This window comes from Bacillus cereus group sp. N11 (assembly GCF_016483605.1).
GTDB classification, from domain to species: domain Bacteria; phylum Bacillota; class Bacilli; order Bacillales; family Bacillaceae_G; genus Bacillus_A; species Bacillus_A toyonensis.
Genome location: NZ_JAEHBN010000003.1, coordinates 151,429 through 174,722 on the forward strand (window position 1 = coordinate 151,429; position 23,294 = coordinate 174,722).

Genomic DNA, 23,294 nt, shown 5'->3' on the forward strand with positions numbered 1-23,294 from the left:
TTTCCTAGGATAAATCCCTTTTTTTTATAATTAAATCTTAAATCTCAAAGCAATCAACATTATAGAAAATCTGCCTTTTTACACCTATTACTAATATCTTTTACTTCCAAAAGAAATGAATTTCATTTTAAACCGTTATACCTCTTCCTCAACATAATCATAAGAACTATTTTGACGATCATGTTCAGTTGATAGGATATAATTTGCTAAACCCATTACACTTGGATTCTCAAAGAAATTGTGAATGCTTATATCTGTATTTAAAACTTTATTAATAGCAGCAACAGCACTCATTAACTTCAGTGAATTTCCTCCTATTTCAAAGAAGTTATGAGAAATCCCAATAGATTTGATGCCTAGGATTTCTTCCCAAATTGAAATAATAGTCTCTTCTACAAAATTACTTGGTGCTACGTACTCTACCTCAGTTGTTACATTCCCATCAGGCTTTGGTAATGACTTTCGGTCTACTTTCCCGTTTGTAGTTAGCGGTAGCTTATCAAGTTGAACAAAAAATGCAGGAATCATATACTCTGGAAGCTTTTTAGTTAGATACTTTCTAATTTCTTGAATTATCAATTCATCTTTCCATGTTTCAGAAGTAAAGTAAGCGCATATATATTTTTCACCATGAATATCATCTCGTACGATAACAATAGCTTCTTTTACTTCTTTATATTTAAGTAGCTGACTCTCTATCTCACCAAGTTCAATCCTGAAACCACGAACTTTCACTTGATGATCTATTCTACCTAAGAACTCAATATTTCCATCAGGCAACATCCTAACAAGATCCCCTGTTCGATACATTTTTTCTTCTGGTATAAATGGATTGGAGACAAACTTTTCTGCTGTCAAATCTGGTCGGTTTAAATATCCATGAGCTAACCCTGCTCCACTTAAACAAAGTTCTCCAGCTACGCCGATTGGAAGTAGTCTCTGATTTCCATCTACTATAAATACTGAAGTATTTGCTAATGGCTTCCCAATTGGTATTGTGTCGAATTCTTCATTGATTTCATTTATATAATAGTACGTAGCAAAAACAGTACTTTCTGTCGGACCGTATACATGAATCAGCTTATCTTTCCCTAGATACTCCAATGCTCGTTTTGTATGTGATACTGAAATTCTTTCACCACCAAAAAGGATTTTTCTTATATTAGATAAACACTCTATTTCTAAATCAACCAACGTATTAAATAAGGCTGTAGTTATAAACATAACACTAATTTTTTCTTCTTTTATTAATTTTGTTAGCTTACTTAAATTCAATACTGTATCTATTGATACCATCACTAATTTCGCACCATTTAACAATGCACCGTAGATATCAAATACGGATCCATCAAAAGAATAATTTGAAAGCTGTAAAATAATATCATCTGCATCAATCTTAATATAGTTTGTGTCACGAACAACTCTTACTGCATTAGAGTGTGATGTAACCACACCTTTTGGTACTCCAGTAGAGCCCGATGTATATATGATATAAGCTATGTTCCCAGAATCATTGATAGGAGCTAAATTCTCTTTACTCAATTGAAAATTCTCACTCTTATCTAAACTAACCTTCTCTACACTCAATGAGGAATCATTAATGAACTTCTCCTGCGTTAATAGAATTTGAATATCACTATCTTGTATCATAAATTTGATTCTATCCTGAGGAGATTTAGGATCTATCGGCAAATAAGCTGAACCTGATTTTAAGATACCCATTATTCCAATTATCATCTCAGGGGATCTCTCAACCATAATTCCCACAATTGTATTTGCAGTAACCCCTTTATCTCGTAACCATCTAGCAACTTGATTAGACCTTTCATTTAATTCTTGATACGTCATTTTAGTGCCTTCAAATTCAACGGCAATATGATTAGGCGTTTTCTCTACCTGTTCCTCAAACAGCTGATGTATAGTCTTATCCTTCGGATAATTCGTCTTTGTATCATTAAATCTATACAATAATGCATTTCGCTCTTTCTCTGGGATTATGTCTATCTCATTTAATTTCTTATCCTCATTTATAACAACTTGTTCCGTTACTTTTTTAAGATGCATTTCTATATTGTCTATTATTTTCTGTGGATAAATCTTTTCGTTATAAGTTAATTTTAATACTAACTGTTCTCCAGGAATTGCTACAATGTTGAATCCATAATTGGTTTGCTCTTCTCCCCTTATATTTTGACACATAAAACCTGTATTATTTTCTACATGATTAAAACTACTATCATCCATTGAATAATTTTGAAATACCATTACATGATCAATTAGATTTCTTTTTAGACCATGTAAAGATTGAATTTCAGCTAAATTTATATAGTTATATTTATTATTTTCTATTGATTCATCCTGGACATTTCTTAAAACCTCTTTAAAACTACTATCTTTTTCCAGTTTAATTCGAGTCGGAATTGTATTAATGAATAATCCTACCATCGCTTCAATTCCTTCTACTTTTGCCTCTCTTCCTGATACGACTGTTCCAAATACAACATCTTCTATATTATTGTACCTCGCTAAAAGAATGCCCCAAATTGTCTGCAGTACGGTATTAAAAGTAACTTGATTTCTATTTGCGAGTTGAATAATGTTACGAGTCATTTCTTTTGAAAATTCTATCATTTTTTCTTTTCTTTTATACTCATTAACTTTATTCAAGATTTTAGGAACCTGTGCTTGTTCTTCATATCCATCCAAATAGCTCTTCCAATGTGCTAATCCTTCTTCTTTATCCTGTTCTTCCAACCATCTTATATAATCACTATATGGTGTTGGCTCCGCTAAATGGCTCTCTTCACCTTTCATCTTTCTTCCATAAACATCAAATAACTCACCTAATATAATCCCAAGACACCATCCATCTAACAATATGTGATGATGACTCCACACCAATTTATATGAATCCTGATTCATTTGAATTAAGCTAATTCTCATTAATGTGTCTTTACTTAAATTAAAGCCTTTTTGTTTATCATTTTGTAAATAATTCTCTATAAACTTTGTTTTCTGCTCAATGCTTTCGTCTTGAATATCATAATAGTTGAAACCTACTTTTCTATCCTGAAGTATGACGTGTCTTGGTTCCTCCACTAATTCATACTCAAATGCTGCTCTTAATATTTCGTGTCTCCTGATTATTGTATTAAATGATTTTTCTAAAATATCTACATCTACAGTCCCTTTTATATCCATTACAATTTGTTCAAAATACATACTTGAATTTTTATCTTCTAATGCATGGAATAACATCCCTTTTTGCATATTTGCTAACGGATATATTTTCTCGATAGTAAAACCATTGTATTTTTCTTTTATTTCTTCAAGTTCTTCTAATGTTATATTTATATCTCCATAATCAAAAGGTGTTTGATCTGGTTCTACTTTATTCGCACAGTGATTAATTATTATTTCAAGACTTTCTTTATATTTCTGATTTAAATCCTTTATCATTTTTTCACTGTACTCTAATTCATTAAATGTTGTATGAATAACCAATTCACCATTTAAAACCATTGAATTCATTTCTATAGATGTATTCCTAGTAATTTTCTTACCGACTGTTTCACCTATAGACCATTTCGATGCAGAGAACTCTTTCCTGTTAATATCTTGATCCAATTCACCTAAATAGTTAAATGAAATTGGTGCCTTTTCTTCATTCACAAATCCCTTATCTTTTGCTAAATGTTTTAATACTCCATAACCTATTCCTTTATTCGGTATTTTCCTCAAAGTTTCTTTAACTGTCTTTATGTTGGTCGAAAGTTCATTTTCGTTCACTATATCTAAAATCACTGGATACATCGTCGTGAACCAGCCAACAGTCCTATTGATTTCGAAATTCTCTATTACGTCTTCTCTTCCATGCCCTTCCATATTTACTTTTAGCTTGTATTTCCCCGTCAATTCTCTGATTCCAACTGCTAAAGCTGTTAATAAAATATCATTTATTTCTGTGTTATATGCCCTATTTGTTTTTCTAAGTAAAGATGTAGTGAGTTCTTTATCTAATGTAATACTTACCGTACTACTATTTTCAAAGTTGTTTTTTGTGATTTCTTTCTTTTTAGGGATAAACTGTACATTCTCTTTTGATATGCTTGTCCAATATTCCCTTTCTTTCATTAATTCCCTACTCACGCTATAAGCTTTTAACTTTGATGCAAATTCTTTATAGGAATCTGTTTTGAATCCTATTTCTAGCTTTTCACCCTTTTCTAGTTGTGAATATAAAGTCTCCAAATCTTCGAGTAGGATTCTCCATGATACCCCATCCACTACAAGGTGATGAATCGCAATCAGAAGATGATCTCCTTCATCCGATTTAAATATACAAAGCTTTACAAGTTTACCTTCTTTAATATCCATCTCTTTTTGAATACTTGTAGCAATTTCATATACCTTCTCTTCCTTATTCTCAACGCCCTTAACATCATAAATATATAAATCAAATAAGTTCTTGTCATAACCTCTATTATATTGAATTATTTCTCCTTCTTTTTCTTTATATATCATGCGTAAAGCATCATGATGTTCCATAATTTTATTAAATATTTCTTCTACCTGTTTTTCATCAAATCCATTTTCTCTAAATAACATGAACGATTGGTTAAAATGATTCATCTCTTCTTGGTTTTTCTCAAAATACCAGCTTTGTATTGGGGTTAATTCTACTTCCCCCTTTACTGTTTCATGAACCTTTTGTTCTTTCTTTTCTCGTTTTATATATTTTCCAAGATTTTTAATTTTTGGATGTGCAAATAAATCTTTCATTTCTAATTTAAGGCCAATTCTAGATAATCTAGATATAATTTGGATTGCCTTAATGGAATCTCCTCCAGATACAAAGAAATTATGATTAATCCCTATATCCTCTATCCCAATAATACTTCTCCAAATTTCAACGAGCTTTTCTTCCACTTCATTTCTCGGTTCCTCATACTCTACCCCAGTATCAATGCTTCCATCTGGTTCAGGAAGTGCTTTTCTGTCTACTTTCCCGTTCGTTGTTAACGGAAGCTTATCTAATTTCACAAAATATCCAGGAATCATATAATCCGGAAGTTTCTGTTCTAAATATTCTCTAATTTCCCTTGCATGTAATTCTTTTTCTGAAACGATATATGCACATAAATATTGATTATTTTCCTTATCTTTTCTAGCTATAACAATCACTTCTTCGATATCTTGATGAGTTGACAGTTGACTTTCTATTTCTCCGAGTTCAATTCGATAACCACGTATTTTCACCTGATGATCTATCCGTCCTAAAAATTCTATATTCCCATCAGGTAACCATCTTGCAAGATCTCCAGTACGATACATAGATTTACCGTTATCATATGGATTTTCAATAAACCTCTCAGCTGTTAATTCTAGATTATTCAAATATCCTCTTGCTATCCCCTCACCTGATACACACAGTTCCCCAGCTACTCCAATTGGCTGAAGATTATTTCCCTTGTCTAATATATATATATTAGTGTTTAAAATTGGTTTTCCAATCGGAATTACCTTATCATTGCTTATTTGATCAAACTCAATTCTATAGCTTGTGGAATCTACACAACACTCTGTAGGCCCATAAACATTTGTAATATTAGGTTTAAGATTGGCGAATTTTTCAAATAAACCTTTGATTAAATAAGGCGTTAATGCCTCTCCTCCTACAATAAATTCTTTAATTTCTAATTCTTGTTCTATTTTTTTTACATAGCTAAGCATTGTTAAATGTGCCGGAGTAGCATCGGATACATGTATTTTATTTGTTGCATAATACTCAATTAAACTCATTGCATCCCAACTTACTTCCTTTGGCACAACAAATAAGGTATGTCCTAGAAGTAATGTTGCAAATATTTGTTTCACCGATGCATCAAATATAAATGGTGCTAGCAACGCGACATTAACATTAGTATTAATTTTTTTATAAATTACATCATTTAACCCATTGACTAAGTTATTTACACTATTTTGTTCTATCATTACCCCTTTAGGATTCCCTGTAGAACCTGATGTATATATTACATAAGCTAAATTTCGGGGACTATTTATTTTACTGATGTTCGTTCTATTTTCTCCATATTTTAATTTATCTAATTGTATAATTTGTCCATGAAAAGATATATCGCTATGAACATCATTCGTTACGCATAGTATCTCTATATGGCTATTACGTAACATATATTCTTTTCTTTTCCTAGGATAAGTTGGATCAATTGGTAAATAAGCTCCTCCAGCTTTTAAAATCCCCATTATACCTACTATCATTTCAATAGAGCGTTCCACCATTATTCCCGTTACTACGTCAGGACCAACTCCTTTTTCGCGAAGTATATGCGCAAGGCTATTTGCCCTTTCATTTAGTTCTTTATATGTTATACTTTGATTTTCGAAAACAAGTGCAACATTATTAGGTGTCTTCTCTACCTGTTCTTCAAAAAGCTCTGGAAGTGTTTTTTCTTTAGCATATTTTCCTTTTGTATTATTAAATTCGTTTAATAACTTACTTTTTTCTTTCTCTGTTAATATATCTATTTCACTTAATTTCTGCTCTGGATTTTTTACTACTTCTCTTAAGATATTTATAAAATGCTCTAAAAACTTCTCTATTGTCTCCTTATTATAGAGAGCCGTACAGTATTCAATTTCTAGTCCTAATCCATCCTCTAACTCACTTACATGTATAGTAATATCAAACTTAACTATTTTCCGCTGATCTTCTAACATGCTAACCTTTAAATCATCTAAATTTAATAGCATATTATCAGTGTGTTGAAATACAAGCATCGTATCAAATAGTGGATTTCGTGAAATGTCTCTTCTCACATTTACCTTTTCTACCAATTCTTCAAATTGATAATCCTGATTTTCATATGCTTTCAATGTATTTTCTTTTACTTCTTTTAAGTACTCTTTAAAAGATGTATTGCCCTTTGGATAATTTCTCATCGCAAGGGTATTCACAAACATTCCCATTACATTATTTAAATCTACATGTTTTCTTCCTGCAATTGGTGATCCTACTACTATATCCTCTTGCCCTGAATATTTAGAAAGCAAAGTCGTGTATCCTGCTAACATCAGCATATACATAGTAACTTCATTTTCTGTAGCCAACTTGTTTAACTGATTATAAGTTTCACTATTGATTTTTAAATTGATTCTATCTCCAGCAAAACTTCTTCTTTTTGGCCTTTTATAGTCTGTTGGCATATTTAGTACTGGTACTTCTTCATTGAACACATTCATCCAATACTTTTCTTGCTTTTTGATTTCTTCTTGAGTAAGCAAGCCTCTTTGCCACGCAGAATAATCTTTATATTGAATGCTTAATGGAGATAATTTTTGACCATTATATAATTCAGCTAATTCCTGCATGAAAATCCCCATTGATACACCATCTGAAATGATATGATGCATATCTAATACCATCACGTGCTCATTATCTGTGACATGTATGATTTCAACCCGTAAAAGAGGAGCTTTCTCCAAATCAAACGGTTTAACAAATCCATTGATTATATCATCTAGCTTATCGGTACCCATTTCTCTATACGTCACTTGGAAAGCTATGCCTTTTTCAATCTTTTGAACTGGTTCACCATCTACCATTACAAAAGAAGTTCTTAAAGCCTCATGTCTTTCGATTAATTTATGGAAAGCCTTCTCAAGCTGATGAACATCCAAATCACCTTTTATTTTCATAGCGAAAGGCATATTATAAGATACTCCGCTACCCTCTATTTTGTTTAAAATATAGAGTCTTCTTTGGGCAGATGAAAGCGGATAATAATCTTGTTCTTCTACTTTTTTGATGGATGCATATACACTTTCTTTTGTAGAGTCAATAAATTCTCCAATCCCTTTTATAGTAGGTGCTTGGAAGATTTGTCGTAAAGGTATCTCTACCATAAGTTCCTTATGGATTTTAGAAACCATCGTAGTCGCTTTCAGTGAATGGCCTCCAATTTCAAAAAAGTTGTGTTGAATTCCTATGTTTTTTATATCTAAAATATCTTGCCAAATGGATACAAGCTTTTCTTCGACTGTATTCCTTGGCGCCTCATACTCTACTACTCCTGCAACCGAACTTCCATCAGGACTTGGTAAAGCCTTTCGATCCACTTTCCCATTTGTCGTAAGTGGTAGCTTGTCTAGTTGAACAAAAAAAGCAGGAATCATATACTCTGGCAGCTCTTTTGCCAAAAACTTTCGAATTTCTTGAATCCTAGTCTCGTCCTCCGATGTTTCAGAAGTAAAGTACGCACATAAATATTGATGATTATTATTATCTTCTCTTGCGATAACAACAGCTTCTTTTACTTCCTTATATTTTAGAAGTTGACTCTCTATCTCACCCAGTTCAATCCTGAAACCTCGAATCTTCACTTGATGGTCAATTCTTCCTAAAAACTCAATATTTCCATCAGGTAACATTCTCACAAGGTCTCCTGTTCGATACATTCTCTCTCCTGGAATGAAAGGATTTGGAATGAATTTTTCTGCTGTGAGCTCTGGTCTATTTAAATAACCACGGGCCAAACCTTCTCCACTGATACAAAGCTCGCCTGGCACTCCCAATGGACAAAGCCCATTAGATTCGTTTAAAATAAAGACTTTTGTATTACAAATTGGTTTTCCTATTGGTATATTGTCATAAGAATTTTCTATAATAAAGCTTGTTGTTACTACTGAATTCTCTGTAGGACCATAGTTATTAACAATCTGGTAACTTTTATTTTCAAAATAATTTAGTTTATCTCCACCTGTTAATAATCTCCTTAAAGATGTATTCTCAAGCATTAAAAATTGTTCACATACTTGTGTAGGTAAAAAGCTTATTGTAATCTCTTTTTCAATAAAATATTTGTTTAATTTCGTAATATCTAATTTTAAATTATCATTTATAATATGAATCTCTGAACCCGCTATGATATAAGGAAATACTTCCCAAGCAAATGCATCAAAACTTATACTTGCATAACTGGCATTTTTATCGGTTTCACTTATTTCATTGAAAGAATTATGCCAATTACATAAGTTCACCAATGAATGATGCTCCACCATAACTCCTTTTGGCTTTCCAGTAGAACCAGATGTATAAATGACATAGACTAAATCTTTACTGCTGCTATCAATACGTAAGTTCTCGGTTTCGTATTTAAACAAATGCTCATTATGAATATTAATAATGCTAATATCATCAACTTCTGTACAATCAACTAAATTAATTAATTTATCCTGGGTCAATAATATTTCAGTTTGACTATCTTGAAGTATATATTTAATTCTATCTATAGGATATGTAGGATCAATTGGTAAATACGCACCACCAGCTTTTAAAATCCCCATAATTCCCACAATCACATCAACTGAACGTTCTAATAATATTCCTACTATTTTATCAGGACCAACACCATTTTCTCTTAACGCTCTTGCCAATTGATTAGATTTTTCATTTAACTCCCTATATGTCAATTTCTTATCTTCAAAAACAACTGCAATGCTACCTGGCGTTCGTTCTACTTGTTCTTCAAATAACTTGTGTATTAACTGGTTTTTAGAGAAATCTACATTTGTATCGTTATGTTCATACAATAAAAAGCGCTTTTCTTCTTGTGGAATCATATCTATTTTATTTACACTTATCGAAAGATTCCTTGATATTTCCCTTAGAATATTAATATAATTTTCTGTCATTCTTAATATTGTGTCTCTTTTGAATAATCCAGTACTATATTCGACATTTAACACAATCTCATCGTCATAATCTAAAATATTAAAAGTGATATCGAATTTTGCATTATCTAATTCAAATATTATTGGACTAAGATTTAAAGCACCTTGCTTCTTAGTAAATAATTTAGCGTCTTCCAATACAAACATGGTATCAAATAAAGGGTTTCTATTAGAGTCTCTTTCATAGTCTATACTACGAATTAGTTCGTCAAACTGATACTCTGAGTTTTCAAATGCTGTAATTGTATTTTCTTTTACCTGTTCCAAAATTTCTTTAAAACTTTTTGTAGCATCTATATTGTTTCTTAAAGCAATAGTGTTGACGAACACACCAAAAATATTTTGTAAATCTTGATGTAACCTACCTGATGCTGCTGTTCCGACAACAATATCAGTTTTTCCCGTATATTTGTGAAGTAATATATGATAAGCGCTAAGCATAAGCATATATAAAGTCGATCCTGTATCCTTAGCTACCCTTCTTATCTGTTCAGATAACTCTTTTCCTATATGAAAGTATGCATTTTCTCCTGCAAAGGTATCTATATTTTCATTTCTATAATCATAAGGTAATTCTAATTTAGATGGCAGATGACTGTATAAATTCAGCCAATATTGCTCTTGTTTTTTTATAGCATTAGATTGATTATACGTATTATTCCATTCTACATAATCCTTGTATTGTATATTTATCTTAGGTAAATCAAGATTGTTATATAAATCGAGTATTTCATTCATAAATATTCCTTGTGATACCCCATCTGCTATTAAGTGATGGAAGTTAACAACCAATATATGCTTCTCTACTCCGATTTTAATTAGTTTAGCTCTCATTAATGATGGCTTACTTAAATCAAAAGGCTTTGTTGATTCCTTACACATTTTGCTAGTTAAATCTCTTAAACCTTCATCATCTGTTACAACTATATCTAAACATTGGTATTCCAAAGCAAAATCAACTTTATCATAAACCCTTTGAACTAATTCATTATCTAATACTTCAAATCCTGTTCTCAGGATTTCATGTCTATCTATAAATTTTCTAAATGCATTTTCAAGTCTATTACATTCCATTTCACCTTCAACAAGTAACGCCATAGGAATATGATATGCTCCTCTATTATTTTCCATCATAGAAAGCATGTACATTCGTTTTTGAGAAGGCGATGTGGCATAATAATCCTTTTTCGATATCCTTTCAATCATATTTCCCCTATGATTGTCTTGGCTATTTTTCAAATATTGATCTAATACCTTTATAGTATCATTTTTAAATATTTCTCCTATCGGCACCTCTATATTCATTCTCTTTTTAATTTCAGTAACAATCGATATCGCTTTTAATGAATCTCCGCCTATTTCATAGTAATTAGTATCTATTCCTATGTTTTCTATTCCGAATACATCTTTCCATATATCTAATATTTGGGCTTGAGTTTCATTTTCTGCTTCTTCACATTTAGTTGCTGCAACTTCATCTAGTTCATGATTTTTTATTAACTCCCCCAAAATACTCTTATTTACTTTCCCATTTACAGTCAATGGTATTTCATCTATTTTGAAAAATCTTGATGGAATCATATAATTCGGGAGCTGATTTTGCAAATATTGTTTTAGTTCATTTGGGTTTATGTCTTCATCTGAAACTACAAAAGCATATAGGCTTTTCATTTTATTATCGTTTGTATAGTCAATTACTACTGTTTTATTTACACCTTTATATTTGATTATACAATTTTCAATTTCCCCTAATTCTACCCTATATCCCCTTATCTTAACTTGACTGTCTTTTCTTCCTAAAAATTCGACATATCCGTCCTCTTTTAACACGCCATAATCACCAGTTTTATAAATATATCCTAATTCTTCGTGCAAAATAAATGACATCTTAGTTTTTTCAATATCATTTATATACCCACTTGCTACTCCCACTCCACCAATGTACAATTCTCCCTCTACATCCACGGGACACAATTGCTTGTTTTGATTTAATACATAAATTTTCTGGTTAGCCAACGGCATTCCATATGGTATACTTTTCCAATCACCCTTAATTTCCTTAATAGGGTAATATATGGACCATATTGACCCCTCAGTTGCTCCACCTAAGCTAATAACTTCCGCATTTTTGAAAGTTTTCTTTATCTTCTGAGGAAGTTCCAGCGGTATCCAGTCCCCACTAAGCAATACAAGCCTTAGACTATCATCCTGTTCACTATCATTATATAAGTCCACTGTCAGTTCCATAATTGCTGGAACTGAGTTCCAAATTGTGATTCCTTCTTTCTTTACAACTCTTTTTAAGTTATATACATCCCTTTGATCATCTATAATTACAAGAGCCGCTCCACAGCTCAATGCACCAAAAACATCATAAACTGACAAATCAAAGCACAGTGAAGAAATCCCCATAATTTTATCATTTTCTGTCACACAGAATTTTTCGTTAATATCTATAATTGTATTTGTTGCTGCACCATGAGTTATTTGAACTCCTTTAGGTTTTCCTGTACTACCAGAAGTAAAAATAACATATGCCATATCTGTTTCATCTACTTTTATATTGACTTCATCACTAGAATATTCCCTAATATTTTCATCTTTATAGGTAGAAGGTGTTATAAAAAACTTACAATTACTTTTCTTTTTTATATATTCTTTTCTTTCTTCCGGATAATCAGGATCCAGCGGTATATATGCTGCTCCAGCCTTTAAAACAGCAAACAAATTTATAATGGTATCTATACATCGCTTACCTATCACACCAATGTAATCACCTTTTCTAACTCCCTTATCCATTAAGTATCTTGCAATTTGATTCGATTTTTCATTTAGTTCTTTATAAGTTATCGAATCATCATGATGAATTACAGCTACCTTATCTGGTACTAGTTTTGCTCGATTCACAAACATTTCATGTAAAGTACACTTATCAAACTTTTTGTTTGTATCATTATAGGTTTCAATAACTTTTATGCTATTCTCACTAAGGTTAATACCTGACACTTGATCATTAAATATAACCTGATTTAATACATTTATATATTGTTCAAACATTGATTTAATAACATTGCTCTCAAATAATTGTTCAACGTAATCCCATGTAATATATAAACCTCCATTTAATTCATAAACTTGGTTATCTATATAAACTTGGGATGTTCTTGTACTAAAAAATTTAATTTTTTCAAAGTCTATCAAATGATCAAATGAATCATCTGAGTCCTCACTCAATACACTTGTGAAGACAATAGGCATTATAGCTTGATTAACCATTCTATGTTTTTTCCCAATAGCTCTTATAAAATCCACACCATCATAATGTCTATGTTCAAGAGCTTCTAACAATGTATCCTGTACCTTCGCAGCAAATTTCCAAAATGACTCAATACTATCTTTCGCATTAATATCTAATAACATTAGAGTTGTGAAATCTCCAATGATTTTTTTTACGTCTTGATGAAACGGTATCCGATTAAAAACAGTTAAATTTACTGCAAATTGACTCTGATTACTCCAATATGCTAAGACATAAGCATATGCAGCACATAAAACCGATGTAGGGGTAAGATTTTTTTCTCTTGCTTTTTGTTTTAATTTATTCCATGTTTCACGTTCTAAAAATTCCGAACATTTATCGAATGTAGGTTTCTCAATTTCTAATGGGTTGCATTTTAAAGGCAATGCTGGTGCACTTGGGAAATTATCCAATTTATTTAACCAGTACTTCTCATCTTTTTTATATCGATTAGATTGCCTAAATTCATTGGTTGCTAAAACATAGTCTCTAAAATTATACTCCAGGTCAGGCAGCTGCAGACTTGGCTGATTGTAAAACATTTTAAATTCCTTGATTAATATTTTCATGCTACTGTCATCACAAATTAGCGGATCTATATTTAACCAAAAATATTTTTGGTTATTGGGTAATATAAATGCTTTTATCTCAAATAATGGCCAAGTACTTGGATCTATGATTTTAGCTATCATTTTTTGTCTTTGTTCCAATATACGTATCATTATATCTTCTTGATTTAAATTCCTTACATCTACTGTGTCTACAGAATAAAGAAGTTCTCCTTCTAAGATTCTTTGTGTTCCATTTTCAAAAACTATTGTTCTTAGTATTGGATGTCTATTAATTAATTTTTGTAATGCACTATTAAACCTATCTATATTAATATCTATTTCAAATTCGACTGTTAAATTTGTAGCTGCGCCACCAATTTCAAAAGCCGGATCTCTACCTATTAAATAGGCTAATTGTATACCTGTAAGTGGGAAAGGTTCATGTAAATTCTTTAAATCTGTAGTTTTTGTAAATTGTCGGTTCTCTATAATTTCTCCCTTGTTTGTTTCAATGTAAGCACTTATTTTCTTTATTGTAGATAATCTAAACAGTTCTTTTAATGGTAAATCAACACTTAACCTGTCATTCATTTTAGATAAAAGCTCCATTGCATTTATCGAATGCCCACCAAGAATTGCAAAACTGTCATTAATACCAACTTTATTTATATTCAAAGTTTCCTGCCACATTAAAACGAGCTGTTTTTCAATCTCATTTCTTGGTTCCTCATATTCAACCTCGGTATTAAAACTTCGATCTGGTTCAGGTAAAGACTTTTTATCTATTTTTCCATTTGCTGTTAACGGCATTTTATCTAACTTAAGAAAATAAGTAGGAATCATATATTCAGGTAATTTTTCACCTAAAAATCTTCTTAATTCTTCAACAGTAACTTCTCCCACTAATGTTAGATATGCACAAATATAATTGCTCTTGTCCTTTTCTTCTCTTGCTACAACTACAGTTTCTTTTACATTTGGATGCTTTAATAACTGACTCTCTATCTCTCCAAGTTCAATCCTAAATCCCCGAACCTTTACTTGATGGTCAATTCTTCCTATAAATTCAATATTCCCATCAGGTAACCACCTAGCCAAATCTCCTGTGTGGTATAAACGCTCTCCTTCTGCAAATGGGTTTTTAACGAATTTCTCTAATGTTAACTGCTCATTATTTAAGTACCCTTTAGTTAATCCATCACCAGAAATACAAAGTTCTCCAGGTTCACCAATAGGAAGTAAATTTTTCTCTTCATCTACTATATAAACTGAAGTATTTGCTAACGGTTTACCTATGGGTAGAGTGTTAACATCCTCATCTATTTCATTTATAAAGTAATATGTGGCAAAAACAGTACTTTCCGTTGGTCCGTATACATGAATGAGTTTATCTTTCCCCAGAAATTCTAATGCTTTTCTTGCATGGGAGACTGAAATTCTTTCTCCTCCAAATAATATTTTTCTTATATTAATTAAACAATCTATTTTTATATCTACAAGCGCATTAAATAAAGCAGTTGTAATAAACATCACGTTTATGTTTTCTTGCTTAATTATATTTCCAAGCTTATTTATATCCGTGACTGTATCTTTTTCTATCACTACTAATTTCGCCCCATTTAACAGAGCACCATATATATCAAAAATTGATCCATCAAAAGAATAATTCGAAAGCTGCAGAATGGTATCATTATTTTTTATTGCTATGTAATTTGTATTTCGAACGACTCTGATAGCACTATAATGCGAAATGATAACTCCCTTTGGTATTCCAGTAGAACCCGAAGTATAAATAATATAAGCTGTATCATCAAAACGATTTACATGTTTCAGATTACCTGTACTTAAGTCACTTGAATCTAGATCGTCCAAATTAATTATTTCTAAATCATATTCGATTTTCTTAATGAATTTCTCTTGAGTCAATAAAATCATGGCATGACTATCCCGTAACATATAATCAATTCTTGCTTTTGGAGTATCAGGATCAATTGGGAGGTAAGCTGCTCCAGATTTTAAAATACCCATTATTCCAATTATCATTTCAAGTGATCTATCCGTCATTAATCCTATAATAGCATCTGTATTAACGCCCTTATTCCTTAACATCCTTGCTAATTGATTGGATTTCTCGTTAAGTTCCCTGTATGTGAGTTGTTTATCTTTAAACACAACTGCAATATCTTCAGGTGTTCTCTCCACTTGTTCTTCAAATAGCTGGTTTATGTTCTTATTTCTTGGATATTCGGTTTTGGTGGAATTGAATTTATTTAATATCATATCTTGCTCTGCTACTGTAATCTCATCGTAAGTTCTTATACCATCCTTGTTTATTTCACCAGAATTCTTAATAGACATATTGAATTTCCCCTTTTTTAGTAATTATCAATTACCAAAATTATTTATTATTTTATTACTGTTAAAAATATAGAGAATGAATTAAATAAAAAATTCATCGTTCATAACAAGGTATACAATCCCCCCTATTTATAAGTTAATAAAAGGAATTCTATAAAAGAATTTAACTTACTACGAGAAAAATTTCCTTATTTTCATGCAAAAAACATATGAAAAAAATTTAGCTGAATAATTAAAATAATCAGAAATTTTTGCGGTAATTTAATTAAAGACAAATATTAAAACTCATATCAAGTTACAGATAACGCTACTACAGCACATAATTAAGAAAATGAATAAGTAAGGATAACTATTGGTATATAGCAGAGGAATCTAATTTAAAACCTCAGTTAACGTATCATTTATTATTGTTGTAATTTTTTCCACATTGTTATTTATAAAGAAATGATTTCCTTCCAAATTATAAATCTTAAAATTTCCACAAGTATGCTTCTTCCAACCAATTATGCCTTTTAGACTAATTAAATCTTCTGTTCCGTTTAATACAGTAATATCGCATGTGATTTTGTCCGCTTGTTCTTTATATTCATATGTTTCAACTATTTTAAAATCATGTTTTAGTAAAGGAATGAAAAATTCGAACAATTCTTCGTTACGAATTAATTCTTCTGGTGTTCCCCCTAATTCTATAACTCTATTTTTAAACTCGTTATTTGGTAAATTATAAGTTATCTCCTTCTTTTCCCTTTCACTCGGTGCTTTGTATCCGGAAAAAAAGATATGCTTGGGTTTCTTCAATCCCATTCCTATTATTTTATAGTATAATTCATACGCTAATAGGCTCCCCATACTATGTCCATAAATTGCATAATCTTCCTCACCTATTTTATCCCGAATATTATCAAAGATGTCATCTACCGCTTCTTCTAAGCTATTATAAAATGGTTCATTAAATCTTTTTCCTCTTCCCTTTAACAGTACTGGACATAGATTTATAGATGGGGTTAGATAATCACCCCATTTATAATATAACGCTTCGGATCCTCCTGCATAAGGCAAACAAAATAACATCATTAAAATGCACCTCTATCTGATAAAAGTTTGTAAAAATCATTAATAATAATATCTTGGTTAATCACTGTTATATTACTAGAAATTTCTTCATTTAATGAACATACAGCCATTTTGTATTCTAACTCTATATCAAAAATCTCCATTGAATAAGAATTACTTTTTTCTCCATTATCGGAAAGTATACGAACAGCTTTGTGACTATCTATATTAATAGAAAATGATTTTAGTGACATTGATAATCCGCTTCCATAGCATTTAATATAACTCTCCTTCAATGTCCATACCTCATAAAACTTCCTCAATTGATGATTAACATCACCTTTTTGTATATAAGCATATTCACTATCACAGAAAAAACTTTTTGCTATTTCTTTGTATTCAATCTGTTTTATTTGTTCAATATCAATTCCAACAGGGTTATTACTAATTGCACATACTACAAATTCTCCCGAATGTGAAATGTTAAAGTAATAATTCGGATACCCCTTTAAATAAGGTTTTCCATAATGATTTTTCCCCCATACTATTCTTTCATTACCGATTTTAAGCTTTTTATTTGTTAGAGTCCTTACTAGTAATTCACCAATCAAGGTTCTAATTTTATCTTTTTTATTAATAAATTTTTTTATTCTATATCTTTTCTCTTCATCTATCCACGAACAAATATTTTCTAATTTTTGATCATTTATATCTTTAATTTTGACAACAAAAATCTCCATAAAACCCCTCACAAATCCTAGTTAAATTAATTGATCAACTACAATTATTCGAGCGTTATGCTAACTGATTTTTCTACTTTCATTAATCGTGGAATGCTAATCATGTAAAAAACTCCTACAAATATTAAACATCCGCCTACTATCCAAAAAAGAGTTTCAACTGCAAGAATACCTGGGTAAAATCCGGCAATAAAAAGTAAGGTTAGTGACTGTGAGAGCATCATCAAAGGATTAATACACCCGTGTACTCTCCCCATCATTTTTGGATTTACTATTTTCGGAATCCAACCTCCAATAGCTACATTAATCATTGGAAGTGCTAGGGCAACTATACCCGTACAAATAACATACAGCCAAACTGTATTGACTAATGAACTCAAAATAGTCGCTCCTCCTCCAATAAACAAAGCTAAAATTAGTAAATGATAAAGCTTTATTTTTTGGGAAAGTATAGATGCTATAACACTACCAAGTAAAATTCCTATACCAAAGACTATACTTAATATAATTGAAACTTCTTCATAGTTTCTTGGGGCAAGTTTGTATTTTAAAATAAATACCTGCATCACTGAGAGCCCTCCATTTAAAATTCCGAAAACTATAAATCCGGAGATAAGTGTAAGTAACAAGTTGTGGTTCAAAATATATCGTATTCCCTTCACAAAATCCTTCATTACAATTGAAATGTTCAAATCCTTGATATTATGTTTTCCGTTTGGCATACGAATTTCTTCTGACATTCTACAAGATTTTATAAGAAGAGCACTAATAAAAAAACTAATTGCATCTATTAAGATTGCACCATAAATACCGATTACCCAATAACAATAAATCCCGATACCACTACCAAAAAGCATAAACAAACTTGAAATCATCTGATTCAAACCAACTGCAGTAGCATAATCATCTCTTGTTAAAACACCTTGTACAAGGGATGATTGTGCAGGTGTAAAAAAGCTCTTTACCATACTTCTTAAAAATAACAGTGCAAATGCTACTGGCATCCAGTTTAGAAAAAGAGACCACAATAATAAGAGCGATAATATAAAACAGATCCAATCACAATTTTGAGCTATTTTTTGTCGATCAATCCTATCAGTAACTACACCAACAAGAAAAAATACTACTAATGTGGGCAAAGACAACATCAGCTCCGTAATAGTTGCATATGCAGGTTGGTGCGAAAAACGATTTAAAAAATAAAACATAAGTGCAGTTAAACCAATTGTACTACCCATTTGTGAAGTAAAAGATGCAAAAAACAGCCTCGAGTAATTCCCATTTTGAAATATAACTAAAAGTTTCTTCATAAGGACTCCCCATTTAATTTGACTTAATTTGAATTATTCAGAATTTAATACCATTACTATGTTTGAAACGTAGAATATCTAAATCCCTAACGTCCATCGCAGTTCCTGTGGTTAGAGCCTAACACACTGCTTTAAGATATAATTTGCCACTAGTATTTCTATCGCGAATTACACGTCCAAATGTACACTACCACTCATTAAATTGTATAGTTTTTATTCTGATATTCATAATCCAAACATAACTATCCAAAAGCATCCTCCTTTTGATATGCAGTTTATTTTCTCTACCTTTCCACGCTACATTCTAATACTACCTTATATTGTAATCAAAATAATAAACGAATTATTTTCTCAAGTTTTGAAATCACTAATAAATTATATTTATTAGTGATTTTGACAACTTGATTTCCCCTCTAAAAAACGTAATATTACTGTAAATTGTTTTCCAAAAAATAATTATGTATATCCACAATTATTACAAAAAGGAATGAACACAAATGTTATCCTATTCCTTGTAACTGTTTTAACTTAAGTATGAAATTCATTTTTGAAGCGAAAATGATGTGGGGTATGTCTATGAGGTTTAGTCTTCCAAAAAATGCGATAAGTAAATTCTTACCAATAAAACGTTATTCGTATTTATGATACATATATAAACCATATTTTTACTTAGTTATTCTAGGACAATTGAAGTGGCAAGCTTAAGCCACTTCAATTGTCCTAGAAATGTTGCATCTTTACCTAACATCAAATTAACACTATAAGCAAAAAGCTACTTATAATTCAGATGTTTTTCCTTAAAAATTTTTTGATTTATCTTTTGCAGGTAAAATGTAGTTTTCCCCTTTTTCATATATAGAAAGTAATCTTTTCAAGAAAGTAACTTTTGGTACTAACCAATAAGCAATTATCGCTGAAGCAATCCCTAATATAGCACCTGTCATAACATCGAAAGGATAATGAACTCCTACCCAGATACGAGAAATGGCTACACAGAATGCAAGTGTAATCCATAGCCAACCAATCTTTTTATGAACAAGCCAAAATGAAAAACAAATTGAAAAGAATAAAATTGTATGGTCACTTGGAAATGAATTATCAACAGCATGCTCTACCAATTTATTAACATTGGGTAACTCTGCAAATGGTTGATAATTTGAATGAAACTTTCCTGCTATTTTCCCGATAACCTCAGCAATCACAAAAGCAATCATCGCTTGAACAACCATCATTCGATTTTGGTTAGATCGAGTAAACCAATACACTACAATAATTAAAGCTAAGAAATATACCATATATTCTGCCACGAACGTCATAGTAGAATTGAGAAATGGGTACTGTTTACCTAAATCGTTAACGGCTCGAAAAGCATCAATATTGAATTGAGAAAAAGACATTTTGAAAATCCTCCTTACGATATATATAAATCAAACACTAATTATAATTTTTTTAATCTACTTTTTGTTACTACCTAATAGTTTTAGATGGTCCCATTTTATTTTTCTTAATGGATATCTACCTTTTTAAAATATGAAATCAATAATACTAATCCGATAATAGATGTTCCGAATATACCTATATAGGAGTACTCGGGAGGATAAGTGGGCTGAAGCGTATTTCTTGAAATATCACCTGCTGCTGCCCATGGAAACAATCCTCTATGTTCTGAATTTGCTGTCATTAAATTAATCATGGTTATTACAACTGTAAATACAATGGTCGGTACGTAATTCTTAAGTACAATTGTTAAAAGTATGATTGGTGTTGATAAAATAAAAAGCAATAATCCACCTATCAAAAATTGTACAAAAGATTCCCTTATTAAGGATGAACTTAGTCCATCAAATTGAAATATTATCCCTAATAATAATGTTAATCCCCATGCTACAAAAGTTAACATCATAATCCACGAAAATAGAAGCAAGAATTTACTTATAAGAAAATTCATACGTGATACAGGTATGGTTAATAAATTCTTTAATGTATCTTCTGTATATTCCCGAATAAATAGGTAGGCGGTTACAACCCCATATAGTGGTACTCCTATTATTAGAACAGTATATAAATTTACTTCACCAAACAATTGGCTAAATACAATAGTAGGAGTAGGGTGTTTAGTTTTTAAGCTTACAAATGATGCTACTACTACCATAAAAGGTACTACCGATGCACCGAGAATACTAATTAAGAACATATGGGATCGTTTTAGCTTTAATAATTCTGTATATAACAGATTAACCAATTGTTCCACCTCCAACTAATTTTGTGAAGTAATCTTCTAATCTGTCTTCACTCATCAAAATTTTCAAAACCTGAATATCATTTTGTACAAATATTTTATTAATATCTCCTTGTTGCCCAAGTTTAGAATAAACGCGAATAATCCCCTCATTATGAACTTCATAATCGAAAATGCCAAAGTTCTTCTCTAAGATTTTTGTAGCTTTATTGTCATTCGATACTTGAAACTCAATATATTTACGATTCTTTTTTCTAAGGCTGTTAAATTCGATTTCCTCTAAGAGCTTGCCTTCATGAATAATCCCCATATGATCTACTAACTGTTCTATTTCCGATAAAATGTGGCTGGATATTAATAAAGTAATTTTTCTTTCTTTAGCCAAATTTTGTATCAATCTTCTAATTTCCTTAATTCCTATTGGATCCAAACCATTAGTAGGCTCATCTAATATTAATAATTCTGGGTAATGAAGAAGAGATCTAGCAATCCCTAATCTTTGCTTCATCCCTAAAGAATATTTACCCACAAGCTTTTTAGTTTCATGTTGCAATCCCACGATTTCTAACGCTTCATCAATTGCATTTTTTTTGTGTATCCCAATAATTTTTGCATTAATTAGTAGATTTTCCCGTGCTGTAAGATTCTCATAAAATCCAGGAATTTCAACAATAGACCCAATTCTTTTAAGGATTTCTTTTTGATTTTTAAATAAATCTTCTCCAAATATTTCAATCTTTCCATGGGTGGGCTTTATCAATCCTAATAACATTCTAATTGTAGTCGTCTTCCCTGCACCATTTCGACCTAAAAAGCCGTAAATTTCTCCTTGATTTACGGTTATATTAAGATTATCAACTGATTTCTGATTGCCATAAATCTTTGTTAAATTTGTAGTTTTTATTATTGCACTCATGTAAGAACACCAACTTTCTTGTATGCTTATGTTTTTAGTATAGAAAGCAAATTTTAAACCGGGCTTAACTATTTCTTAACTATTTCTTAATTATGAAATTAACTAGTCATCATTAACTCCATCTTGCTCCTTTGTACTATAAAGATAACCCCACTTTCCTTTGACTTTGATATAAGTCTCAACTAGATCCCAAGTATAGTGTGCAAATTTGTTTTTCTTTTTCCAAATCTGATTAATGTCAGGGTATGTTACAATTACATGACCTTTATGTAATAAGTCTTCAAACACTACTATTTCTCTTTCTTGCTGTTTAGTATCAACGAAAGTAATGGCTAGCTTTACAAAACCTTTTTTCTTTTTCAGTAAACTTAGTCTCAACAGTTACTTCTTTACCCTCAATCAATAATTGAGGGTAATTAGTATACAATTAATAAAAATAAAATAGAAAAAAGAAGACATGATATTCAAAATTTAATGGATAGACTATTTTAATATTAATTCTTCAAACGAGAAGAGCCCTCCAAATAGAACGGCTCTTCTTTATTTCACATACACATAGGCTTTGTTTACAGTAATTTTTTTGTATAGGACTTTTTCTTATCACATATACTATTTTTGAACCTGCTTACCAATACGCGTCCTTTTGGTGTCTTGAATTCCTCCTAAAAGAGCGGCAGTTCCGACTCACGTACTTTTTATTTATCATTTTAGCCAAGAAGACTCCTTCCTCAAGGAACGCGAAGTGAGTAGGTGGGAGATGAATTGGCTAAAATGAAAAAACTGAGTAATTACCTGTTATCCTTTATTTTATATATACTTTTCTTTAGCTTTGGCTTCTTGTGTAACCGTACTTTAGTCCCATTAATATCTAATTCAATCTTTTCTTCCTCTAAATCCTCTATTTTCTCTTTATGTTCTTTTTCAATTCTATCTCTTTCTTCTTTTCTCTTAGTCGCTTTGGGACCAATTACAAACAGAATTAAGAATATACTCACCATCACAACAAAAGTAGTCACTAGTACCTCTCCCCCTTTGCAAAAACTTCATATAACAAAATTCTTTTTAATGTATTAGACTTA

General features: G+C 31.0%; 8 protein-coding genes and 1 pseudogene. All 9 read right to left on the reverse strand.

The annotated features are described in order from the left end of the window. Window positions 1–135: 135 nt before the first annotated feature. Window positions 136–15,957 carry a non-ribosomal peptide synthetase gene (locus tag JDS98_RS06825; protein ID WP_199633685.1) on the reverse strand — a complete coding sequence of 5,274 codons (15,822 nt, stop codon included), beginning with the start codon at window positions 15,955–15,957 and terminating at the stop codon, window positions 136–138. Window positions 15,958–16,329: 372 nt separating this feature from the next. Then, on the reverse strand, window positions 16,330–17,031 hold the full coding sequence (locus JDS98_RS06830) for a thioesterase II family protein (RefSeq protein ID WP_199633686.1): 702 nt from the start codon (window positions 17,029–17,031) through the stop codon (window positions 16,330–16,332). Further along, a complete protein-coding gene (locus JDS98_RS06835) occupies window positions 17,031–17,750 on the reverse strand; it encodes a 4'-phosphopantetheinyl transferase family protein (protein ID WP_199633687.1) in 720 nt (239 codons plus the stop codon). Before JDS98_RS06835 ends, JDS98_RS06830 begins: the two co-directional genes overlap by 1 nt. A gap of 44 nt (window positions 17,751–17,794) precedes the next feature. Next, window positions 17,795–19,060: an MFS transporter gene (locus JDS98_RS06840; protein ID WP_088123157.1), complete on the reverse strand. Its 1,266-nt coding sequence runs from the start codon at window positions 19,058–19,060 to the stop codon at window positions 17,795–17,797. 797 nt (window positions 19,061–19,857) lie between these two features. Continuing rightward, window positions 19,858–20,457, reverse strand: coding sequence for an undecaprenyl-diphosphatase (locus JDS98_RS06845; RefSeq protein WP_088123156.1), 600 nt, complete (start codon window positions 20,455–20,457; stop codon window positions 19,858–19,860). A gap of 107 nt (window positions 20,458–20,564) precedes the next feature. Continuing rightward, the gene (locus JDS98_RS06850) at window positions 20,565–21,302 is read right to left on the reverse strand and encodes an ABC transporter permease (protein ID WP_000247702.1); all 738 of its coding nucleotides are present in this window, start codon (window positions 21,300–21,302) and stop codon (window positions 20,565–20,567) included. Then, the gene (locus JDS98_RS06855; RefSeq protein WP_088123155.1) at window positions 21,295–22,215 is read right to left on the reverse strand and encodes an ABC transporter ATP-binding protein; all 921 of its coding nucleotides are present in this window, start codon (window positions 22,213–22,215) and stop codon (window positions 21,295–21,297) included. The genes JDS98_RS06850 and JDS98_RS06855 overlap by 8 nt, the downstream gene beginning before the upstream one ends. 225 nt (window positions 22,216–22,440) lie before the next feature. Beyond that, window positions 22,441–22,621: pseudogene (locus tag JDS98_RS30145) on the reverse strand (VaFE repeat-containing surface-anchored protein); the annotation flags it as partial. A 382-nt stretch (window positions 22,622–23,003) separates the two neighbouring features. Next, a complete protein-coding gene (locus JDS98_RS06865; RefSeq protein WP_088123153.1) occupies window positions 23,004–23,231 on the reverse strand; it encodes a hypothetical protein in 228 nt (75 codons plus the stop codon). Window positions 23,232–23,294: the final 63 nt, after the last annotated feature.

Excerpts from the sequence above, each read along its gene's own strand:
- JDS98_RS06845 (WP_088123156.1), bottom strand. The coding sequence starts at position 20,457 with ATGTCTTTTTCTCAATTCAATATTGATGCTTTTCGAGCCGTTAACGAT.
- JDS98_RS06840 (WP_088123157.1), bottom strand. The coding sequence starts at position 19,060 with ATGAAGAAACTTTTAGTTATATTTCAAAATGGGAATTACTCGAGGCTG.
- JDS98_RS06825 (WP_199633685.1), bottom strand. The coding sequence starts at position 15,957 with ATGTCTATTAAGAATTCTGGTGAAATAAACAAGGATGGTATAAGAACT.
- JDS98_RS06830 (WP_199633686.1), bottom strand. The coding sequence starts at position 17,031 with ATGATGTTATTTTGTTTGCCTTATGCAGGAGGATCCGAAGCGTTATAT.
- JDS98_RS06855 (WP_088123155.1), bottom strand. The coding sequence starts at position 22,215 with ATGAGTGCAATAATAAAAACTACAAATTTAACAAAGATTTATGGCAAT.
- JDS98_RS06835 (WP_199633687.1), bottom strand. The coding sequence starts at position 17,750 with ATGGAGATTTTTGTTGTCAAAATTAAAGATATAAATGATCAAAAATTA.